Annotated in this window: 12 protein-coding genes and 1 pseudogene; 1 reads left to right on the top strand and 12 read right to left on the bottom strand. The window is 49.9% G+C overall.

The features are described from left to right. Positions 1 to 94 precede the first annotated feature (94 nt). From T504_RS0106320 to T504_RS0106370, 12 genes and pseudogenes are all read right to left on the bottom strand, one after another. The gene (locus tag T504_RS0106320; RefSeq protein WP_033170224.1) at positions 95 to 1,804 is read right to left on the bottom strand and encodes a methyl-accepting chemotaxis protein; all 1,710 of its coding nucleotides are present in this window, start codon (positions 1,802 to 1,804) and stop codon (positions 95 to 97) included. A 259-nt stretch (positions 1,805 to 2,063) separates the two neighbouring features. Next, positions 2,064 to 3,773, bottom strand: a complete 1,710-nt coding sequence (locus tag T504_RS0106325; protein WP_033170225.1) for a methyl-accepting chemotaxis protein — start codon at positions 3,771 to 3,773, stop codon at positions 2,064 to 2,066. A gap of 284 nt (positions 3,774 to 4,057) precedes the next feature. Continuing rightward, positions 4,058 to 7,450 (bottom strand): ATP-binding protein, encoded by a 3,393-nt coding sequence (locus T504_RS0106330; RefSeq protein ID WP_033170226.1) that lies wholly within the window; start codon positions 7,448 to 7,450, stop codon positions 4,058 to 4,060. Continuing rightward, the gene (locus tag T504_RS0106335) at positions 7,425 to 8,093 is read right to left on the bottom strand and encodes a DUF4194 domain-containing protein (RefSeq protein WP_051635238.1); all 669 of its coding nucleotides are present in this window, start codon (positions 8,091 to 8,093) and stop codon (positions 7,425 to 7,427) included. Before T504_RS0106335 ends, T504_RS0106330 begins: the two co-directional genes overlap by 26 nt. 5 nt (positions 8,094 to 8,098) lie before the next feature. After that, on the bottom strand, positions 8,099 to 9,538 hold the full coding sequence (locus tag T504_RS0106340; RefSeq protein WP_033170267.1) for a DUF3375 domain-containing protein: 1,440 nt from the start codon (positions 9,536 to 9,538) through the stop codon (positions 8,099 to 8,101). Between the two features lie 33 nt (positions 9,539 to 9,571). Further along, a complete protein-coding gene (locus tag T504_RS0106345) occupies positions 9,572 to 10,336 on the bottom strand; it encodes a TSUP family transporter (RefSeq protein ID WP_033170227.1) in 765 nt (254 codons plus the stop codon). Between the two features lie 107 nt (positions 10,337 to 10,443). After that, on the bottom strand, positions 10,444 to 11,934 hold the full coding sequence (locus T504_RS0106350) for a flagellin (RefSeq protein ID WP_369793621.1): 1,491 nt from the start codon (positions 11,932 to 11,934) through the stop codon (positions 10,444 to 10,446). 33 nt (positions 11,935 to 11,967) lie between these two features. After that, a pseudogene (locus tag T504_RS15100) lies at positions 11,968 to 12,405 on the bottom strand (flagellin); the annotation flags it as partial. Positions 12,406 to 12,546: 141 nt separating this feature from the next. Then, the gene (locus T504_RS0106355; RefSeq protein ID WP_033170229.1) at positions 12,547 to 13,365 is read right to left on the bottom strand and encodes a MetQ/NlpA family ABC transporter substrate-binding protein; all 819 of its coding nucleotides are present in this window, start codon (positions 13,363 to 13,365) and stop codon (positions 12,547 to 12,549) included. A 28-nt stretch (positions 13,366 to 13,393) separates the two neighbouring features. Then, positions 13,394 to 14,053 (bottom strand): methionine ABC transporter permease, encoded by a 660-nt coding sequence (locus tag T504_RS0106360; protein WP_033170230.1) that lies wholly within the window; start codon positions 14,051 to 14,053, stop codon positions 13,394 to 13,396. After that, complete coding sequence (locus tag T504_RS0106365; RefSeq protein ID WP_033170231.1) at positions 14,050 to 15,072, bottom strand: methionine ABC transporter ATP-binding protein; 1,023 nt, start codon at positions 15,070 to 15,072, stop codon at positions 14,050 to 14,052. The genes T504_RS0106360 and T504_RS0106365 overlap by 4 nt, the downstream gene beginning before the upstream one ends. After that, positions 15,065 to 16,222 (bottom strand): amidohydrolase, encoded by a 1,158-nt coding sequence (locus T504_RS0106370; RefSeq protein WP_033170232.1) that lies wholly within the window; start codon positions 16,220 to 16,222, stop codon positions 15,065 to 15,067. The genes T504_RS0106365 and T504_RS0106370 overlap by 8 nt, the downstream gene beginning before the upstream one ends. A 235-nt stretch (positions 16,223 to 16,457) precedes the next feature. Between T504_RS0106370 and T504_RS0106375 the strand changes: the two genes are divergently transcribed. Further along, a complete protein-coding gene (locus T504_RS0106375) occupies positions 16,458 to 17,426 on the top strand; it encodes a bile acid:sodium symporter family protein (protein WP_033170233.1) in 969 nt (322 codons plus the stop codon). Positions 17,427 to 17,460 lie beyond the last annotated feature (34 nt).

Here is a 17,460-nt window from a genome sequence, read left to right on the forward strand (position 1 = left end):
ATTATCCGATATTTAAAATTGTTTTAATTTGTTTACATTTTAAAAAAAAGGGCTTTCTCCTGGCATTGCCAGGAAGAAAGCCCTGAGTAATCGATTAGAATTTGAATTTTGCCAGAGCTTCCTGCTGTTTCTGGGCAAGAACGGCTAACGAATCACTAGCCGAAGCGATTTCCTGCGCCGAAGCCGACTGTTCCTCCGTTGCCGCCGACACCGCCTGCATCTCCGATGCAACCTGATTGCTGTATTCACTGATGTTAGACACCTCAGTCGTGATAGCTGCCGACTCTGCAGCCATTGCCTCAACGGCTTCATCAACGGTCTGAATCTGCTGCGATACGCCATTAATCAAACCATTGATTTCTTCAAACATCGAGCGCAGGCCTTCCACCGAACGCGCACCAGCAACAACTGCTTCGCGGCCATTCCGCATCGAATCAACAGCATCCTCCGTATCACGCTGGATGTCCTTGATCAGCCGAGCAATCTTTTCTGCAGACTCCTGCGACTCATGCGCCAATTTGCTGACTTCTTCTGCCACTACCGTAAATCCACGGCCATGCTCACCGGCACGGGCAGCCTCGATAGCGGCATTAAGGGCCAAGAGATTCGTCTGCTCGGCAATACCAGCCATCGTGTCAACGATTTCGCCGATTTCTTTTGAACGCTCACCAAGGCGGTCAACAACTTCTGCTGAACCATTTACCGTTTTTTCTACACTGCGAATCTGTTCCACCGATTCCCCGATAGCTACTGAACCATCCGCAGCCCGACGAGCTGCAGACGCCGAATTATTGGCAACTTTTGCCGACTGGGATTTCACATGACTTACAGCCTGCTGAACACGCTCGACAGACTCGTTGCTCTTAACCACAGCTTTCTGCTGATCCTCAACCGAATTCACGACATCGGAAGCCGACTGAGCCACCTGCGTAGACGCCTGAGCTGCCTGGTTCGAGCTAGCCGTGAGTTCCTCAGACGATGCAGCAAGCTGCTCGGAAGACTCGCTGACATTGCACATAAGCTTCGTGAGTTCCCCACGCATCTGCGCCAGTGCTGTAAGCATCTGTCCCAATTCATCGCCACGATCTACAATGCTCTGGCCAGCCGTACGGAAGTCCCCATCACGCATCTTATTGCAGGCAGCTACTGCTCTTCCCAAGGATTCCGTAATATCACGGATGATGATAACCGAGAGGCCGCCCAAAATGGCAAACGCCACCAATACGAGAATCGTAGAGAATGCAATCTGCTGACTGTTTCTAGCCTTGATATCATTGTTCAGGTTCTCTGCGTTTTCATCGGCCACCTGGCGCAAGCCCTGCAAGCTCTTGAGCAGATCTTTTACCGTCGTATCCTCAATCTTTTTGTACGCTTTCCAAGCCTCATCCTGCTTGCCTTCAGCCACCAGATTTTTGACGTTCTGGACTTCCTTCATATACTTCGCCCACAAAGCCTCGGTATTGGGGATTTCCGCAGCTGCACGCTCAGACTGCATACCGATGACTTTATACTTGGCCCAGTTCTCTTCGTATTTGTTGATACGCTCTGCCAAGGCATCTTCAATAGCCTTATCTTTCGGATCCAGGATATGTTTGACGACGTTCATCTGAACACCACGCATCAAGCTCATCTCCGAACCCATCCAACGCGTAGCTTTCAATTTGTTGCTATACATATCTTCAATATCATCGCTGGCCTTGCTCATTCCCCTATAGCTCGAAATGCCCAAAGCAGCCATGCCGATAATTCCTACCAGTACCAAGACGAGAATCTTGTACCCCATCTTAATGTCTTTCAATCTCATTTTCTCACACGCCTTTCTGCAGTAGTCCGTACATCCCAACTCGTCCTCTGCCCCCTGTTAGTCCTGTTTTTTCCCAAAACAGTTGTATTGCCAATTTTAAGGGAAAACAAAAACTATTACAAGCGTAAACCTGTACAAAAGTCCTATTTTACCTATACGAAAAAGTTATGCTAATTATTACATATTACTCTAACGATAAAAAGCTGCCGTCTCATAAACGCATGAGACGACAGCTTTTCTACTATCGTATATCGTATTTTTAGAATTTGAAGTGAGACAGCGTTTCCTGCTGTTTCTGAGCCAGCACTGCCAGTGAATCACTAGCCGAGGCAATTTCCTCAGCCGAAGCGGACTGCTCTTCCGTTGCCGCCGATACAGCCTGCATCTCCGAAGATACCTTATTGCTGTAACCGCTGATGTTATTTACCTCACCCATGATGGAGTTGGCTTCCTGCGTCATTGCATCGACCGCTTCATCAACCGTCTGGATCTGATTCGATACGCCCTGGACAAGGTTGCTGATCTCATCGAACATCGACCGCAGTTCCTCAACGGAACGAGCTCCTGATACTACCGCTTCACGGCCATTCTGCATTGATTTGACCGCCGCATCGGTATCCTGCTGAATTCCCTTGATGAGCTGAGCAATCTTTTCTGCCGATTCCTGCGATTCATGAGCGAGTTTGCCCACTTCCTCCGCTACTACCGTAAAGCCACGGCCGTGCTCGCCGGCACGAGCAGCCTCGATAGCGGCATTGAGTGCCAAAAGATTCGTCTGCTCAGCGATACCTGCCATCGTATCAACGATTTCACCGATTTCTCGCGAACGCTCACCCAAACGATCGACTACCTCAGCCGAATCTTTTACCGTCGACTCTGCACTTTTAATCTGCTCAACCGAATTGTCAATCGACACCGAACCAGCAGCAGCCTGCTCAGCAGCTGAAGCAGAATTGCCTGCTACCATGCGCGACTGTTCCTTGACATGAGCCACTGCACTCTGAACTCGTGCCACCGACTCATTACTATTGGCTACGGCCTTTTGCTGATTCTCGATCGTATTGACAACATCGCCCGCCGACTGAGCCACCTGAGTCGATGCCTGAGCGGCCTGATTCGAGCTGGCCGTAAGCTCCTCCGACGACGCAGCAAGCTGTTCGGACGACTCGCTGACACTGCGCATGAGATCATTGAGTTCCTTGCGCATAGCAAAGAGTGCATTAGCCATTGCCCCGAGCTCATCGCCACGGTCAACACGATTTACCCCATCAGTGCGGAAATCACCTTTTTTCATCGCTTCACAAATGGCAACGCCACGATGAAGCGAGCTCGTGATATCGCGGATAATAACGACGGACAAACCAGCGAGCAATGCCAGCGCTACCAAGTTTACCATGAACGAGAACTCGATATGATTGGTATTGCTTTCCTTGATTTCCTGGTTGAGAATATCTGCATTATCATCGGCTACCTTGCGCAGAGCCTGCTGACTCTTGAGCAAATCTTCTGCCGTCGTCAGTTCAACCTTGCGAAAATGCTTCCAGGCCTCCTCTTTCTTGCCTTCCTTCACCAGGCGACGTGCTTCCTGCACCCCCTGCTTAAATTCATTCCACTTGGCTTCCGTATTCGGGATCTCCGCGGCAGCTTTGTCCGCCCGCATGCCCAGTGGCCGATATTCACTCCAGTAGCTTTCGTACTTCTGGATGTTTACATCAATCGATTCCTCTACCTTGGCATCATTCGGTTCTAAAATATATTCAACAGTGCTTACCTTGACGGCACGCATGAGACTGATTTCCGTTCCGAGCAAACGAGTGGCCTGCAATTTGCGACTATACATATTGTCGAGATCATCACTTGCCTTGCTCATTCCCTGGTAACTCGATAAACCGAGGGATACCATACCAATGACGCCGATAATAACCAGCACCATAATCTTGTAACCAATACGAACGTCTTTTAATCGCATTCCTTCACTCTACCTTTCTCTTTACTGACAATTCTCGTCCCCAGCCCCTTTTTCCTACACTCAACTGTTTTCGCATTCGAAAAACAATACTTGCTCATTATACTCTGCACCAGCACCTACCACAATAGTACAATTCTACAAGTTTTAGGACTTTTGTCGATAGGAATCTACATTACGCTATTCTGAAAACTATCACTTTTCTTGTTGATGTTATTTATAGTTGATGTTATTTATACTAAAAAAGGCATCCCATAAATGAGATGCCTTAAACGCCTTGATTTTCTTCACTTTTGGCTGGCATGAACCAGTTTTTCTGCTTGCAATTGTTCTATCGTTAAATTTCGCAAGTAAGACTTATGCTCCTCATCTTTTTGATAGACAAAACCGACATGGCGCACAAAAGGTTCAATCGTCGCAATCTTTAAGAGCGGTGTTACTACCAACAACTGCAAATCCATTTTACGGAACAATTCAAGACCAAAGCGTGCTGACTCATCCGAACTCTTGAGGAAGGCTTCATCGATCACCACGAATCGGAACGATTGCTCGCTTGCCCGCTTCCCTTCAAGGCCAAAATTGTATACGATACTTGCCGCCAGTATTGTATAGGCAAGTTTTTCCTTCTGACCGCCTGACTTACCGCCCGAATCGGTATAATGCTCGTATTCGGCATCCTCTCCAGGTGCTGGGTCACGCCAGCGCTCCGATGCCGCGAAGGTATACCAATTGCGCACGTCGATGACTTCGCGCCGCCAGCGGGCATCTAATTCCGTATTTCCCGGCCGCCCCTGCAAGCGTTCTAATATCTTTGCCACCTGCTGGAATTTCTGCTCACTGTAGCTGTCATCCACCGCCCCCGTCAATGCATCATCGGTACAAGCCCGCAAGTCCCGACGGAACTGCTGTATCGTATCACTTACTGCATGACTGCATTCAATCTGGATATAACGACCCTCATTGTAGTCAATCTCCGCCAGCGAGCGATTGATTCGCGCAATACGGTCTTCAATTTCCTGGCAGGTATTTTCCAAATGAGTCTGGAAAAGCGCAATCTGGTTAATGGTGTTTTCCCGCAAGAGTTCGCGGAACCGCCCTTCAAACTTCGGCAGGTCATCGGTGCGCAGACGATTGAGCACGGCGATATAATCCGCTGCTGCCTCTGGGGAACAGAGAAGGTCTGCACTCACCTCCGGCCACTGCTGTCGGAACCCCGTCATCAGCCGGGTAAGCTCCTCGCCATGATGGCGAAGAAGATTTTCCTGCTGATGGCCTTCCTCTTGCAGCCAAGCACCAAAGCGGGCCTGCAATTTCTGCCGGCTGGACAGTTCAAAAGTCTGGTTGGGCAAAGCCTCCGCCATATAGCGTTCCAGCAGCGGATATACCGTGGACTGCACCTCAGCAGGCGTCTCATTCATCAGCTCAGCTTCTACTATCATCTGTTCCCGGGTACCACGGCAGCGCTCCTGAATCCGGCTAGCTTCATCCCGCTTGGAATTTACATCCTGCTGACAACGTGCCACCTGACGAACCAGCCCCTGCTCTTCCTCCTGGAGTTTGCGGTAAACATCGTTCTTTTGCCGCAGTTCTTCCACCCGCTGCTTAAGTTTTGCCAGCTGCTGAATCAGCGGCGCAATGTCAAGCTCCTGAAAGTTCTGGACCTGACCGGCCAGCATGATAGCATCTTTTTCTCCCTGCAGTTTTTTCTGCGCCATCTTGTTCTTACGCAACTTCTGCTGAAAGAACTTCTGCTCCTCACGGATGTTCTCGCGCTCCTCCTGCAAGGATTGAATTTTGCGCAGATTAGAAAAGCCCAGCACATAATCACGGCGGTTATCGAGATCCCGACGGTCATCCTTTTCATGACGGCGGCCGTTAATCTTGACCTGTCCCTTGCGGGTCAGGGCGAACTTCGCCTGACGAAATTCCTGCATCGTCTCACAGCAAGTATGACGGAATCGGGTATAAAGCTCACTGCTTAACCAATCGCAATAGGCCGACTCTTCTTTTAGCTGCAATTTACGGCAAGCGGCATCCTCAGGCAGAGTATCCATATCCACCGATTCTACATAGTCCGAAACGCGGAAATACACCAATTTCACATGAAGATTGTGTTGCTCCATCCAGCCAGCGACCTCACCGTAATGAGCATCGGAAACCAGCAAAGAAATGCCAAAGCCATGAAGCAGCCGCTCCAAAGCACCTTCCCATTCGGCTTCCGTTTCCTTGACCGCCATAAGCTCTCCAGCAAAGGGCATCTCATCTTCCGCTAATCCCAAATCCTTACAAAGCTGTTCGCGAATCTTGACATATTTATTCGGGATATTCGATTTGCGCTTTGCCAGCGATTCGATTTCCTCTGTCAACTGCGTTTCCAGTACCATAGCCTCTTTGCGATTGGCCTCGATAGCGCCACTGTCGGCCATCAGGTCTTCCAGCTCCTGCTCGATAGACTGCTGACGTTCCTTCATGGCCTGCTGATTCGCGCGGAAATCCTCCGCCGAGGATGGCATCGCCAGCGCAATCAAATCAAGCTGCTGCTGATATTTTTCCCGCACCAGTTCGCACTGACCCTTTTGCTGCTGACAAAGTTCCAGCTGGTGACGCACCTCGTCCAACTGCTGGCCGCCGTTGCGGGCCATTTCCCGGCGGACGCCATCCAGCTGCTGTTGCAGGCCATCACAGTTGTCCTTGGCATCCTGCCAGGCTTTCTGCAGTTCGGCCAATGATGCCTCAGACTGCTGCAGCATGCTCTCCTGAACCTTATAAGCCTTACCGGCAAACCAGCTGGCCAAATGCTGCTGCATGACCGTATTCTCTCGTTGCTTTTGACCAACAGCTGCATATTCCTGACCGAGTGTTTCAATCGGCTGCAGGTATTTTTGCTGCTCGCGGGCCCGTTCCACTGCCTGATGCGCTGCCTCAAGGTCATGGTACTGGCGCAGCATGACCTCGACCTCCTGTTCCGCATCCGGCACTTCGAGCATATTCTGACGAACGAATCCCGTGAGACTGTCGACTTTCTTCATGGAAATTGTCTGCTGGAACAAATCCATCGCCTGAACCTGACGAATGCCAAAAATCTTACGGAATTCATGACCATACTGCGGATAATCATCGAACGTCTTGATAAACGAATCGCGTTCGAGCTGCTTGCGGAAGGCGCGCATATCCCCGCCGATAGCGGAAAACCGCTCCGTTATTGAAAGCGTCTTCTGGGCGAGCACATAGAAACGCTTAGGCGAAGCGGCCGCCTCATCCGGAAACCAAAAAACCTGCGCCAGCGTCACCGTACGGCCAAAATTCCGGTCCGAAAACACCCCGAGCACGACGCTATACTGATCTTTGCCACGCAGAGCCTCGGGGCGACCACCGCCATCTTCCGTGCGCTTTTGACCATAGTAACCGCGCACATACGAAGCCAGACTGCGTTCCTTTGCACTTGCATCAGCCGCCTTGTTATACGTCACCTTGCGCGGCGGCACCAAAAGCGTGATGATGGCATCGACAAGTGTCGATTTACCGGAACCAACATCACCGGTCAAAAGCGACGTATCCCCCGACAGGTCCAGCGTCCAGACTTTCCCATCAAAGGTGCCCCAGTTATAGACCTCAAGACGCTGCAGGCGGAAACCGAGTGGGATGTCTTTAAATTCAGTCGTCGTCTCGAATAAGTTCATCCATCATCTCTCCTTCCTCCCTTTCGCCCTCCACAGTCTCGTCATGACGGGCTTGTCCATACTTTTCATAGGCTTCTAGTTTCTGCGCAAAATCATCCAGCCACTGCGCATCGACAAAGTTGCGCAAAATTGGGCGCACTTCATAATCGGTATCCTGCCCTTTGATTTTCAGCAAAAATCCCATGCGCACAGCCGCCCGCACGAGATGCTCCACCGATTGACGATATTTCATCTCATTGATCTGAATTGGCAAAAACGGCTCCATACGGCGTAAAATATCCTCAAAACTGATGACTACGCGGTCACCACCAGCCGCCCGATCGTACTCCGCGAGCACCTTGCGCAGTTGCACCAAAAGCATCGATAAATTATAACTCAGCGGATAGCGCGGCACGATATGCGGCAGACCACTGCCTTCTTCCTGCCGCAAATAGGCGTATTCATCCAGCTCATTGATAATAAGCGTCAGGCCAATGCGGCGGAAATAATCACGCAGTTCCGTCTGTCTGCCTATAATATCCTGCCAAAGGATCTCGTCCCGACCTCGACTTACAATTCCCTTTAAAAGCATAACAGCCGCCCGCGAAAAAGCCTGTTCCTGAGGATTCTCCCCACTCGCGACTGCCGTATTGTCCAAATCCATATCCTTTATTTCCTCCGAAATACGACTCGATTACAAATGGCCATAAGCTTTTGCCCATCGCGCTCAAATAAGATGCGCTCCAAAGCACAGTTGTCAAAAGCCTCAGCCTCCTCATGACTGGCCAGTACCAGATATCCCAAAAGCTCCGACAGCCCTTGCTGCAGCGGATGTACCGCCAGCACCTCAGAAAGCGTGACTTCGGGGCGTTCCGCCAAAAGATCACGGACATTTGCCTGCAACTGTTCCCGATCGACAATAACCTGATTGAAAATAGCCGAAAGCTCTCCATCCTCTCCACTACCCGCCTGCAATACCGGACTTACGAGTTTTGTTGCCTGTGGCGGAGCAAATAACCGCCGCTCCATCGGCAGCTGCACCGCCGGTGAAATCTCCCGAATTTCCGTAAACTCTCCGTGAGGCAGCTGCCCACGCTGATCCACCGCCATCGTTTCAATTCGCTGAATCAACTGATAAATGGTCCGTTCCTCCTGCAGATACGCCTCATCGACATAACGGCGCAACTGAGCCGACAGCTGGCCAAGCGTCTGCTGCACCGAACCTGCCGCCCGCACCCAATCCCGATTGATCGACATAAGCGGATGCTTAGGAAGCATTTCCCGAATGGACTCCGTTTGGCTCAGCTGTGCCATCGTCGCACGAAAATCTTCCTGCTGTTGCGAAAGCATTAAATACCGCCAAAACGCCATAAAGCTCCGCCCCTGCTCCGATTTACGGATGATATCACTCTCGGTGAATATCTTTTCCAGCAGCTCCCCCTTGCCCCGCGTCCACTTGACGACATCATCCTGGACCTTACGCGTTAGCTCACGGAAATTCTCCTCAACTTCGCGAAAATCGGCCAAGATTGCCTGCGCCGTACTCTCAGCCTGCAGGAATCGTTCCTTTATCTGTACATCATCCAGCTGCGGCTTTACTACACCACTTGCCTCGATTTCCGCCAGTTCCGCTGCGATCTTTTCCTGCTGCTCCTGCAGATACGCCTTGCGATGCTCGACATCGGTATCCGTCTCGCGGGCAATTTCGTGCAGCAGATTAAATACCGTGCGCAGCCGTGACTCCGTACCGACAAAATCCTGCTTATGCAAGCTGACCAGCCACTCAACCGCCTTCTGCGCTGGAGCAGTGAGGTCAAAATACCAATCATCGTGGTACTCATATTTCCGCAGCCAGCCATGCTCGGTGTCTGACCATATTTCCAAATAATCCTGAGGAGAACGCCCAAACGCCTCGCCTGCCGTCTGCTGCTGCGCATCGTAAAGGAACATGTCCAGATGTTCCAAAAGTTCCTGGGCTTCAATGCCACGACGCTTGCCGGCAATAAACTCCCGGTAAAAAAAAGCCGCAATAAAGGCAGCCTGGTCGGCTGTAAGTAACCGCCAGGCTGCATTATTCAAGCGCAAGTTGCGCAAATAATCATATGTCATATAATCCGGTATCCCGGCCAAAACCATCGCCCCTTATTTGAACAAATCCAACAACTGCTTACCAATCAAGATTGTCGTCATAAGGATAAACAGCGGCCGCACATATCCCGTACCCTTAGAAAGCGCCATCCGCGCTCCACACCAAGCGCCGACAATCATCGAAAGCCCCATCGGAATCGCATAAGAAAAATCCACCAGTCCAAAATACGTAAAAAGCACCGCTGCTGAAATATTGCTGGCAAAATTCAGTGCGCGCGCATTGGCCGCCGCACCGATGAAATCAAATCCGACCAGTAAAAAAGCAAACAGCAAAAACGATCCCGTTCCCGGACCGAAAAATCCATCGTAAAAACCGAATAAAAACGCCACGAGACACGAAAGCATCAAGAGTCGTGCCGACATACCCGCATAGCGATTTTCTCTTCCCCAGTCCCGTTTGGCGATACTGTAGATAAGCACGGCCACCAACATGACCACCACCAACGGACGCAGGATATCCGATGGAATCATGCGCACGGCCAACACACCGATTCCCGACCCGATAAGCGAAATCGGAAACAGCCGCTTGATCAGCCACATATCCACCTTGCCCGACTTCACAAAAGTCACAAAACTCGTAAGCGCCCCCATGACAGCCGCCGCCTTATTGGTTCCCAGCACGGTCACTGGTGGCAGCCCGGTCCACATCAGTGCCGGAATCGAAATAAGTCCGCCACCGCCGACTACCGAATCGATAAACGAAGCCATAAAACCAAAAAACACCAGAAATCCCAGCGTCTGTATATCCAAAAACTCCATCCCCGCACCTCAATCCGTATCAATTCATTCCAGCCCCTATTATAGCAGAAACCCTTCCATACGAAAAGAAACCGCGCGGCGAAGCCGCTGGTGCTCAACTCAATTACCTATCCCTGCAACAAACTCAATACACTACTGCTATTTTGGTTAGCTTGTGCCAGCATTGCCTGTGCCGACTGAGTCAAGACATTATTCTTAGTATATGCTGTTATCTCCTTCGCCATATTGGCATCGCGGATTACCGACTCGGACGCCTGCGTACTCTCACTGGCCACCGTCAAGTTGTCGATAACAAAAGACAATCTGGTCTGATAAGCACCCATCCGCGTATTTTCATTTAGTGAATATTCCAGGGCATCATCCAGTTTTGACAATGCCTCCAGCGCTCTCTCCAAGGGATCCATCTGGATATCCGAAATCCCCATAGTATCTGTATCCATACTGTTGATGAAGATACGAAGATTTTCATTGGCCTTAGTCCCTGTATGAATAATCAAACCAGGATATTCTTCATCTCCAGCCTCACCAAGATAAACTCCATTTTCATCTACGGTTCCGTCATCATATTCGTAAACGTATCGATTCGTATACGACGAATAACTCCTGCCATCAAGATTAAACGCTTCTCCATTAACGGTAGCGCCGCCATCTGTCCATATAGTTGCCCCCGAACAATTTCCTGCGGAAAAGCTCCCCTTCGATGCCGTTGCCTCTTTTGTCGCCAAAAAAATATAATTTGCTGTTATCGCAACAGTTCCCGAACTCGCCCCATCCAAAGTAGAGTGCCCAATTGATACCCCCCGTCCATTGCTGTCGGTTGTTATTTTGCCATATATCTTATGAGCAGAAATCGCGATATTCCCGCACGATGCCCCCCAGCCAGCTCCCACACCAGCTCCATGACAAGTGCCCACTCGTATCTCATCTACATTTTTTATCGTTATATTACCAAAACTGCTGCCAGCCCCAGCACCAATTGCCGCCCCCCATTCGGACCACGCCTCCAAATAAGACAAGCCAGAAATCTCTAGATTTGCATTCGACTTCTCGCTGGCATCTGTACCAATAGCAGCCGCCCGTGTATTTCTTCCGCTTCCACCATCCATCATTATTGCCGAAAGTTTGCTATCTTCATCTGCACCATGAATTGCCAATCCGCCACCCGCATGTATAATCGCCACATAATCACGAATCGAGTAATTTTCATCACCATTATCGCCCCCAAGTAAAATTACTTCGTTGCGAATGCTTAGATGATTCCCTGTTCCCGTGAATTTCACGATGTTGTTGTTCTTTTGCCCAGTGACATCATAAAGGCCATGTGCTTCACTTAAATCCGTCGTTCCTCCTGCGTTTGTTATCTTTACATCATCAAGCCACAGATTTGCTCCCGGCTGCGTACATTCGATAGCCACACCATAATGAATATCCGTAGAATTTTCTTGGACAATTTTCACATTGGCAGCATTAATCGTGATTCGCCCTTTATAATTTTGCGGCATCATATAAACGCCATCTTGCGAAATCGTATAATCACCGGTGGTCATCATCACTGTCACGCCGGTTGGTTCGGTTATACCACCGACTTCATTTTCCATCGCCTCCGCCGGTTGGCGCAAGCTACCATTCAGCAACAACCGGCCATTATAGTTGGTCGTAGCTGCGATTTCATTGATGACCGCCAACCGTGAATCTTGCTCCTTTTGGATAATCTGCCGATCAACATCCGAATTGTGGTCATTGGCAGCATTAATTGCTAAAGCCTTCATTTCCCGCAAATTATCAATGATTTCCTGAATTCCACCTTCTGCTGTGCGAACTAAATTAGCCCCTGTCTGTGAATTGACAATATCCTGATTTAAGCCACGAAGCCGAACACGCATCTTTTCCGATATCGAATACTCCGACGCACCATCCTGTGCACTAGTATATCGCATCCCCGATGATACTTTTGCCAAGCTCTTCGACAAATCCTTATTATTCTTATTGAGCTCCCCCAACACCAATTGAGCTGCCATATTGTTCTTTATAACCATTGACATAATATGACCCCCATAAAAACGACACATATCTACAATCTTATTATCGTATTATTTCCTCTTTTTCTTAACAATAAAATAAATAAAGATACAAAACAATAAAAGCCTGCCTTCCTCAACTAAAAAAGTTGGCTATTGCACACATCCATGCAATAGCCAACTTTTGACGAATTATTTTTCCTCCGGCACATACCAAAGCCCATTGTTGTTTTTCTTTAAATACTCTTTGAACTCTGCCGAATGGTAGGCATCGATGATGTCCTTGACCCATTTGGCGTCTTTATCCTGCTCGCGCACGACGAGCTGGAGCAGCAGATGTGGCAGGATGTCCTCGGTCAGCAGGGCGGTCTGCGGGTCGATTTTGGCATTGTAGACAATCGAACCGGTAATAACGATAAAGTCAAAATCCGTACGCACAGCTGGAATGTTGAGGGACTTCATCTCCGTGAACTGCAGATTATAAGGATTTTCGATGATGTCTGCCTGGGTCACCGTCGACAAGTCTTTCTGCGGGTCGAGTTTTATCCAGCCAGCCTTTTGTAATAGCGCATACGCTCGAGCCGTATTGGCCGCATCATTAGGCACGGCGATACGGTCACCGGCGGCAATTTCCTTCAGATTCGATTTTTTGCCAGGGTAAATTCCTGCCGGTACCGTAGGAATCGGCGTGACGGCCGCCAATTTTCCGCCCTGCTTCTGATTAAAATTCTCCATATAGGCCGTGTGCTGCTCGACATTAAAGTCCACTTCGCCATCGTTTAGCACCACATCCGCCTGCAGCAAATCCGACATATCCTTACCGACCAGCTTATAGCCTTTCGCTTCCAAAATCGGCTTGACTCCCTGTTCAAACAATTCCGAGTACGGGCCCTGGGATTTGCTGTATACCAGTTCTTTCTTATCCGCACCATTATCATTCTGCGAGCCGCAGCCTGCTGCCAATAAAGTCGTAATCGCCAAAGCTGCTGCTATCCATTTTCTAAGTTTCATGATATATCATCCTTTCCCAATCATAACATCAATGACCACGAGCTTTTGCCGCAAAAAAGTTTCCCGCTGACTGAATCAGCTGTACGAACACCACCAAAACAATAACGGTAAATAGCATCAGGGGAAAATTCATGCGCTCATACCCATAGGTCAGCGCCAAATCGCCTACGCCGCCGGCACCAATTGCCCCGGCCATCGCGGTAGCTCCCAGCAGGCCAATCGTTCCGGTCGTGACCGATAAAATCAGCGAAGCCTTTGCCTCCGGCAGCAGGAAATACCAGATAGTCTCCCAGTACGATGCCCCCATCGATTTTGCCGTTTCAAATATCCCCGGGTTGACCTCCAAAAAGGAATTTTCGAAGAGCCGGGCCAGATACGGCGTGATGAAAACCACCAATGGCACCAAGGCCGCCGTAGTACCGATACGTGTTCCCACAATCAACTTCGTCAGTGGCAAAATAAAGACCAGCAAAATGATAAATGGCACACTGCGGATGGTATTCACCAACGAATTCAAGAGCACATAAATGCGCCGGTTCGGGATAAGTCCCTGCTGGCGGCTTACCACCAGCGTCACCGCAATCAGCAGGGCCAATACTGTGCCAATGGCCAGTGCCACAAAAACCATATATAATGTCTGTTCTGCCGATAATACGAGCTGTTCCGGCGATACACCCCAATTTATCATACGGCCACCTCCTGCCAGACTACATTATGACGATCCAAATATTCCGTTGTGGCGGCCAGAGATTTTGCCGGCCCAATAAATTTCACGATAAATATTCCCAGAATCACCTGTTGCAATTCCGTTACCGCAGCAAATAAAACACTGCTTTCCACTGGAATCCGGCGGTTTATGTTATAGAGAATATTTTCCTTTGCCACCTCGCCTTGGAACCGCAGTTTGAGCAATTTGTATTCCCGCTTTTCCTGTTGCAAATCTGCCACCAAACTCTCTGGCAATTCGTCGGGAATAACTGTCCGTACAAATCGCTGGGTAATCGGCTGCTGCGGATTGCCAAACACATCGAGCACCGATCCCTGTTCTACGATTTGGCCGTTTTCCATCACCGCCACGCGATTGCAGATGCGCTGCACGACCTGAATCTGATGCGTAACCAGAATAATGGTAATTCCCAGCTTTTGGTTAATCTGTGCCAACAGTTGCAAAATGGATTCCGTAGTATCCGGGTCCAACGCACTAGTTGCCTCATCGCACAGCAGGATTTCCGGATTGGTAGCCAGGGCACGGGCAATCCCCACGCGCTGTTTCTGGCCGCCGGACAGCTGCCAGGGGTAAGCATCTTTCCTGCCCTCCAGTTCCACAAACGCCAGCAGCTCCTCGACCCGCGCGGCTATCTGCTCTGCCGGTGTGTGATTGAGCCGTAACGGAATGGCAATGTTTTCGTAAACGGTACGGGATTCCAGCAGGTTAAACTGCTGAAATATCATGCCAATCCGCTTACGCACGCTGCGAAGTTCCTTCTCGGGATAATCTGCCAGCTTGCGCCCATCTAACTCGACAAAACCTTGGTCTGGCACTTCCAGCGCATTGACCATGCGCAGCAACGTGGACTTTCCCGCGCCGCTAAAACCGATAATCCCCCAAATCTGTCCTTTCTCTATCGTGAGCGAAACATCACGCAACGCCTTAACCTTCTGCGCATCACTCACAAAACTTTTGCTGACATGCGAAATCTTAATCATGTTTCCACACCTCCTGCCTGAGTGCCCCTTGGGCTAACCGGGCCATATAATCCGCAGCAGGATAAAGTGCCTGCGGGTCTGCCGTAAACTTCGGGTTATGATTGACAGGACCAATACCTGTACCGATAAGGGAAAACATCCCCGGAATCTTTTCCAGATAATACGCAAAATCCTCACCGCCTAATGATGCAGGCGCCTGCCGCTCAATCAGACTGGTATTTTGCGCCGTTTGACGGGCAAATTCATAGAGATGCGCATCGTTATAGGTTACTGGCGGACCAGCCACATAATTGACCACTGCCGTCCCGCCAAAGGATGCGGCCACACCTTGTGCGATTTCCTGCAGCCGCCGCTTGATAAACGCCCGCGCTTCAGGCGTCTGAGTCCGTACGGTTCCCTCGAGCTGTACTTTCCCCGGAATAACATTCCAGGTGTTGCCACCATGAAACTGGGTAACCGTAACCACCGCCGCCTCCAAAGGGCTTACATTGCGGCTGACAATGCTTTGCAAGCTCGTAACAAAGGATGCTCCCATAAGTATCGTATCGTTTCCCCGTTCCGGATGCGCCGCATGAGCTCCTTTGCCTTGAAATTCCACGTTGAACCGGTCCACGGTGGCCATAACCGGACCTGCCATAAGCCCTACTTCACCAACAGCAAACAGTGGCGACGTGTGCAAGCCAAAAATCGCCCGCACGCCATCAAGCACTCCCGTTTCCAAAATCTTTTTGGCACCGCCTGGTGCTTCTTCTGCTGGCTGAAAGATAAGAAGCACTTTTCCCGGAAGCTGAGCTTCCTCCCTTTTCAGCAACAGAGCAGCTCCTAAAAGAGCAGCGGCATGAAAATCATGTCCGCAGGCATGCATTTTTCCTGTCTGCTGCGACCGATAGGGTAAATCCGTCTGCTCCGCAATCGGCAATGCATCGATATCCGCCCGCAAGGCTATCAACGGCTCTCCCTGACCGACTTCCGCTACCAGACCGGTTGCCAATGGAAGGTCCAGGATTTTAATAGCTGCTGACACCAGGACATCCCTTAAGCGGCCAGTCGTTTCATATTCCTCATACGACAGTTCCGGGTGCTGGTGAAGCCAATAAAACGTTTCTGTGATTTTCTGCTTGATTTCTTCTCGATATCCATCGTCCAGCATAACTTGCCCCTCCATTCATACTTGTCATATATGTTATATCAATATAATAACATCTTATCCGCTTTTGTCAACACTTTTGTAATAAATAAAGCTCTTTTCTTAAAATAATGTAAACAAAAAGCTATCATATCCGCTCACTCTGTATTTTTACCGGATAAATACTACCTGTTTTATATTGACTTTTATGAAATATAGCTGTAACATTGTAAACAATCTATGAAAGGAAGTCATTTATATGAAATCATTAGAAAAACTTAGCGCATTTATCTCCAAGTACATGGCTGTTTTCGTCATTCTCGTGGCAGCCATCGCCCTCATCCAGCCCTGGACCTTTAAATGGGCTGCTCCCAAGATTACCATTCTGCTCGGCATCGTCATGTTCGGCATGGGCATGACCCTTCGCCTGCGCGACTTCCAACTTGTTTTCCAACGCCCCAAAGACGTCTTTATTGGCGCGCTGGCACAATTCACCATCATGCCGGCACTGGCCTGGTTGCTCGCCAAAGGTTTCGGCCTGCCGCCAGAACTAGCAGCAGGCGTCATCCTTGTCGGTACCTGCCCGGGTGGTACTTCTTCCAACGTCATGACCTACCTTGCCCGTGGCGACGTCGCTCTTTCCGTATCCATGACAATGACCACCACTGTCCTTGCACCGATCGTCACGCCGCTCCTCACTTGGGGACTGGCCGGCGAATGGGTCGATATTTCCCTTTCCGCCATGATGATATCCATCGTGCAAGTCGTCATCCTGCCGATTGTCCTCGGCATTGTCATCAACAGTTTCTTTGAAAAAACCGTACAGAAAATCGTCAAACTGCTGCCGCTCATTTCTGTTATCGCCATCGTACTGATTGTCGGCGGTGTCGTCTCCGTAAGCTCACAGCGCATTCTCGAAACGGGGCTCCTAATTATGCTCGTCGTCATGCTCCACAACCTGCTCGGTTACAGCATCGGATTCCTTATCGCCAAGGCCCTTCACATGAACGTTGCCAAAGCCAAGGCCATTTCCATCGAAGTCGGCATGCAGAACTCCGGACTTGCTACGTCCCTTGCCATGCTGCACTTTGGTGCTGCCGCTGCTATCCCAGGTGCCATCTTCAGCGTATGGCATAACATCTCCGGTTCGCTGGCTGCCAACTACCTTTCCAGCCGCATGAATAAGGAACAAGAACCGACGGCTTATCAGCCAGCCGACGCCGAATAATTGCTGTCCCATAAAGCAAAATGCGATGAAGTCA

The sequence above is a fragment of the Selenomonas sp. ND2010 genome, assembly GCF_000702005.1.
Classification (GTDB): Bacteria; Bacillota; Negativicutes; order Selenomonadales; family Selenomonadaceae; genus Selenomonas_A.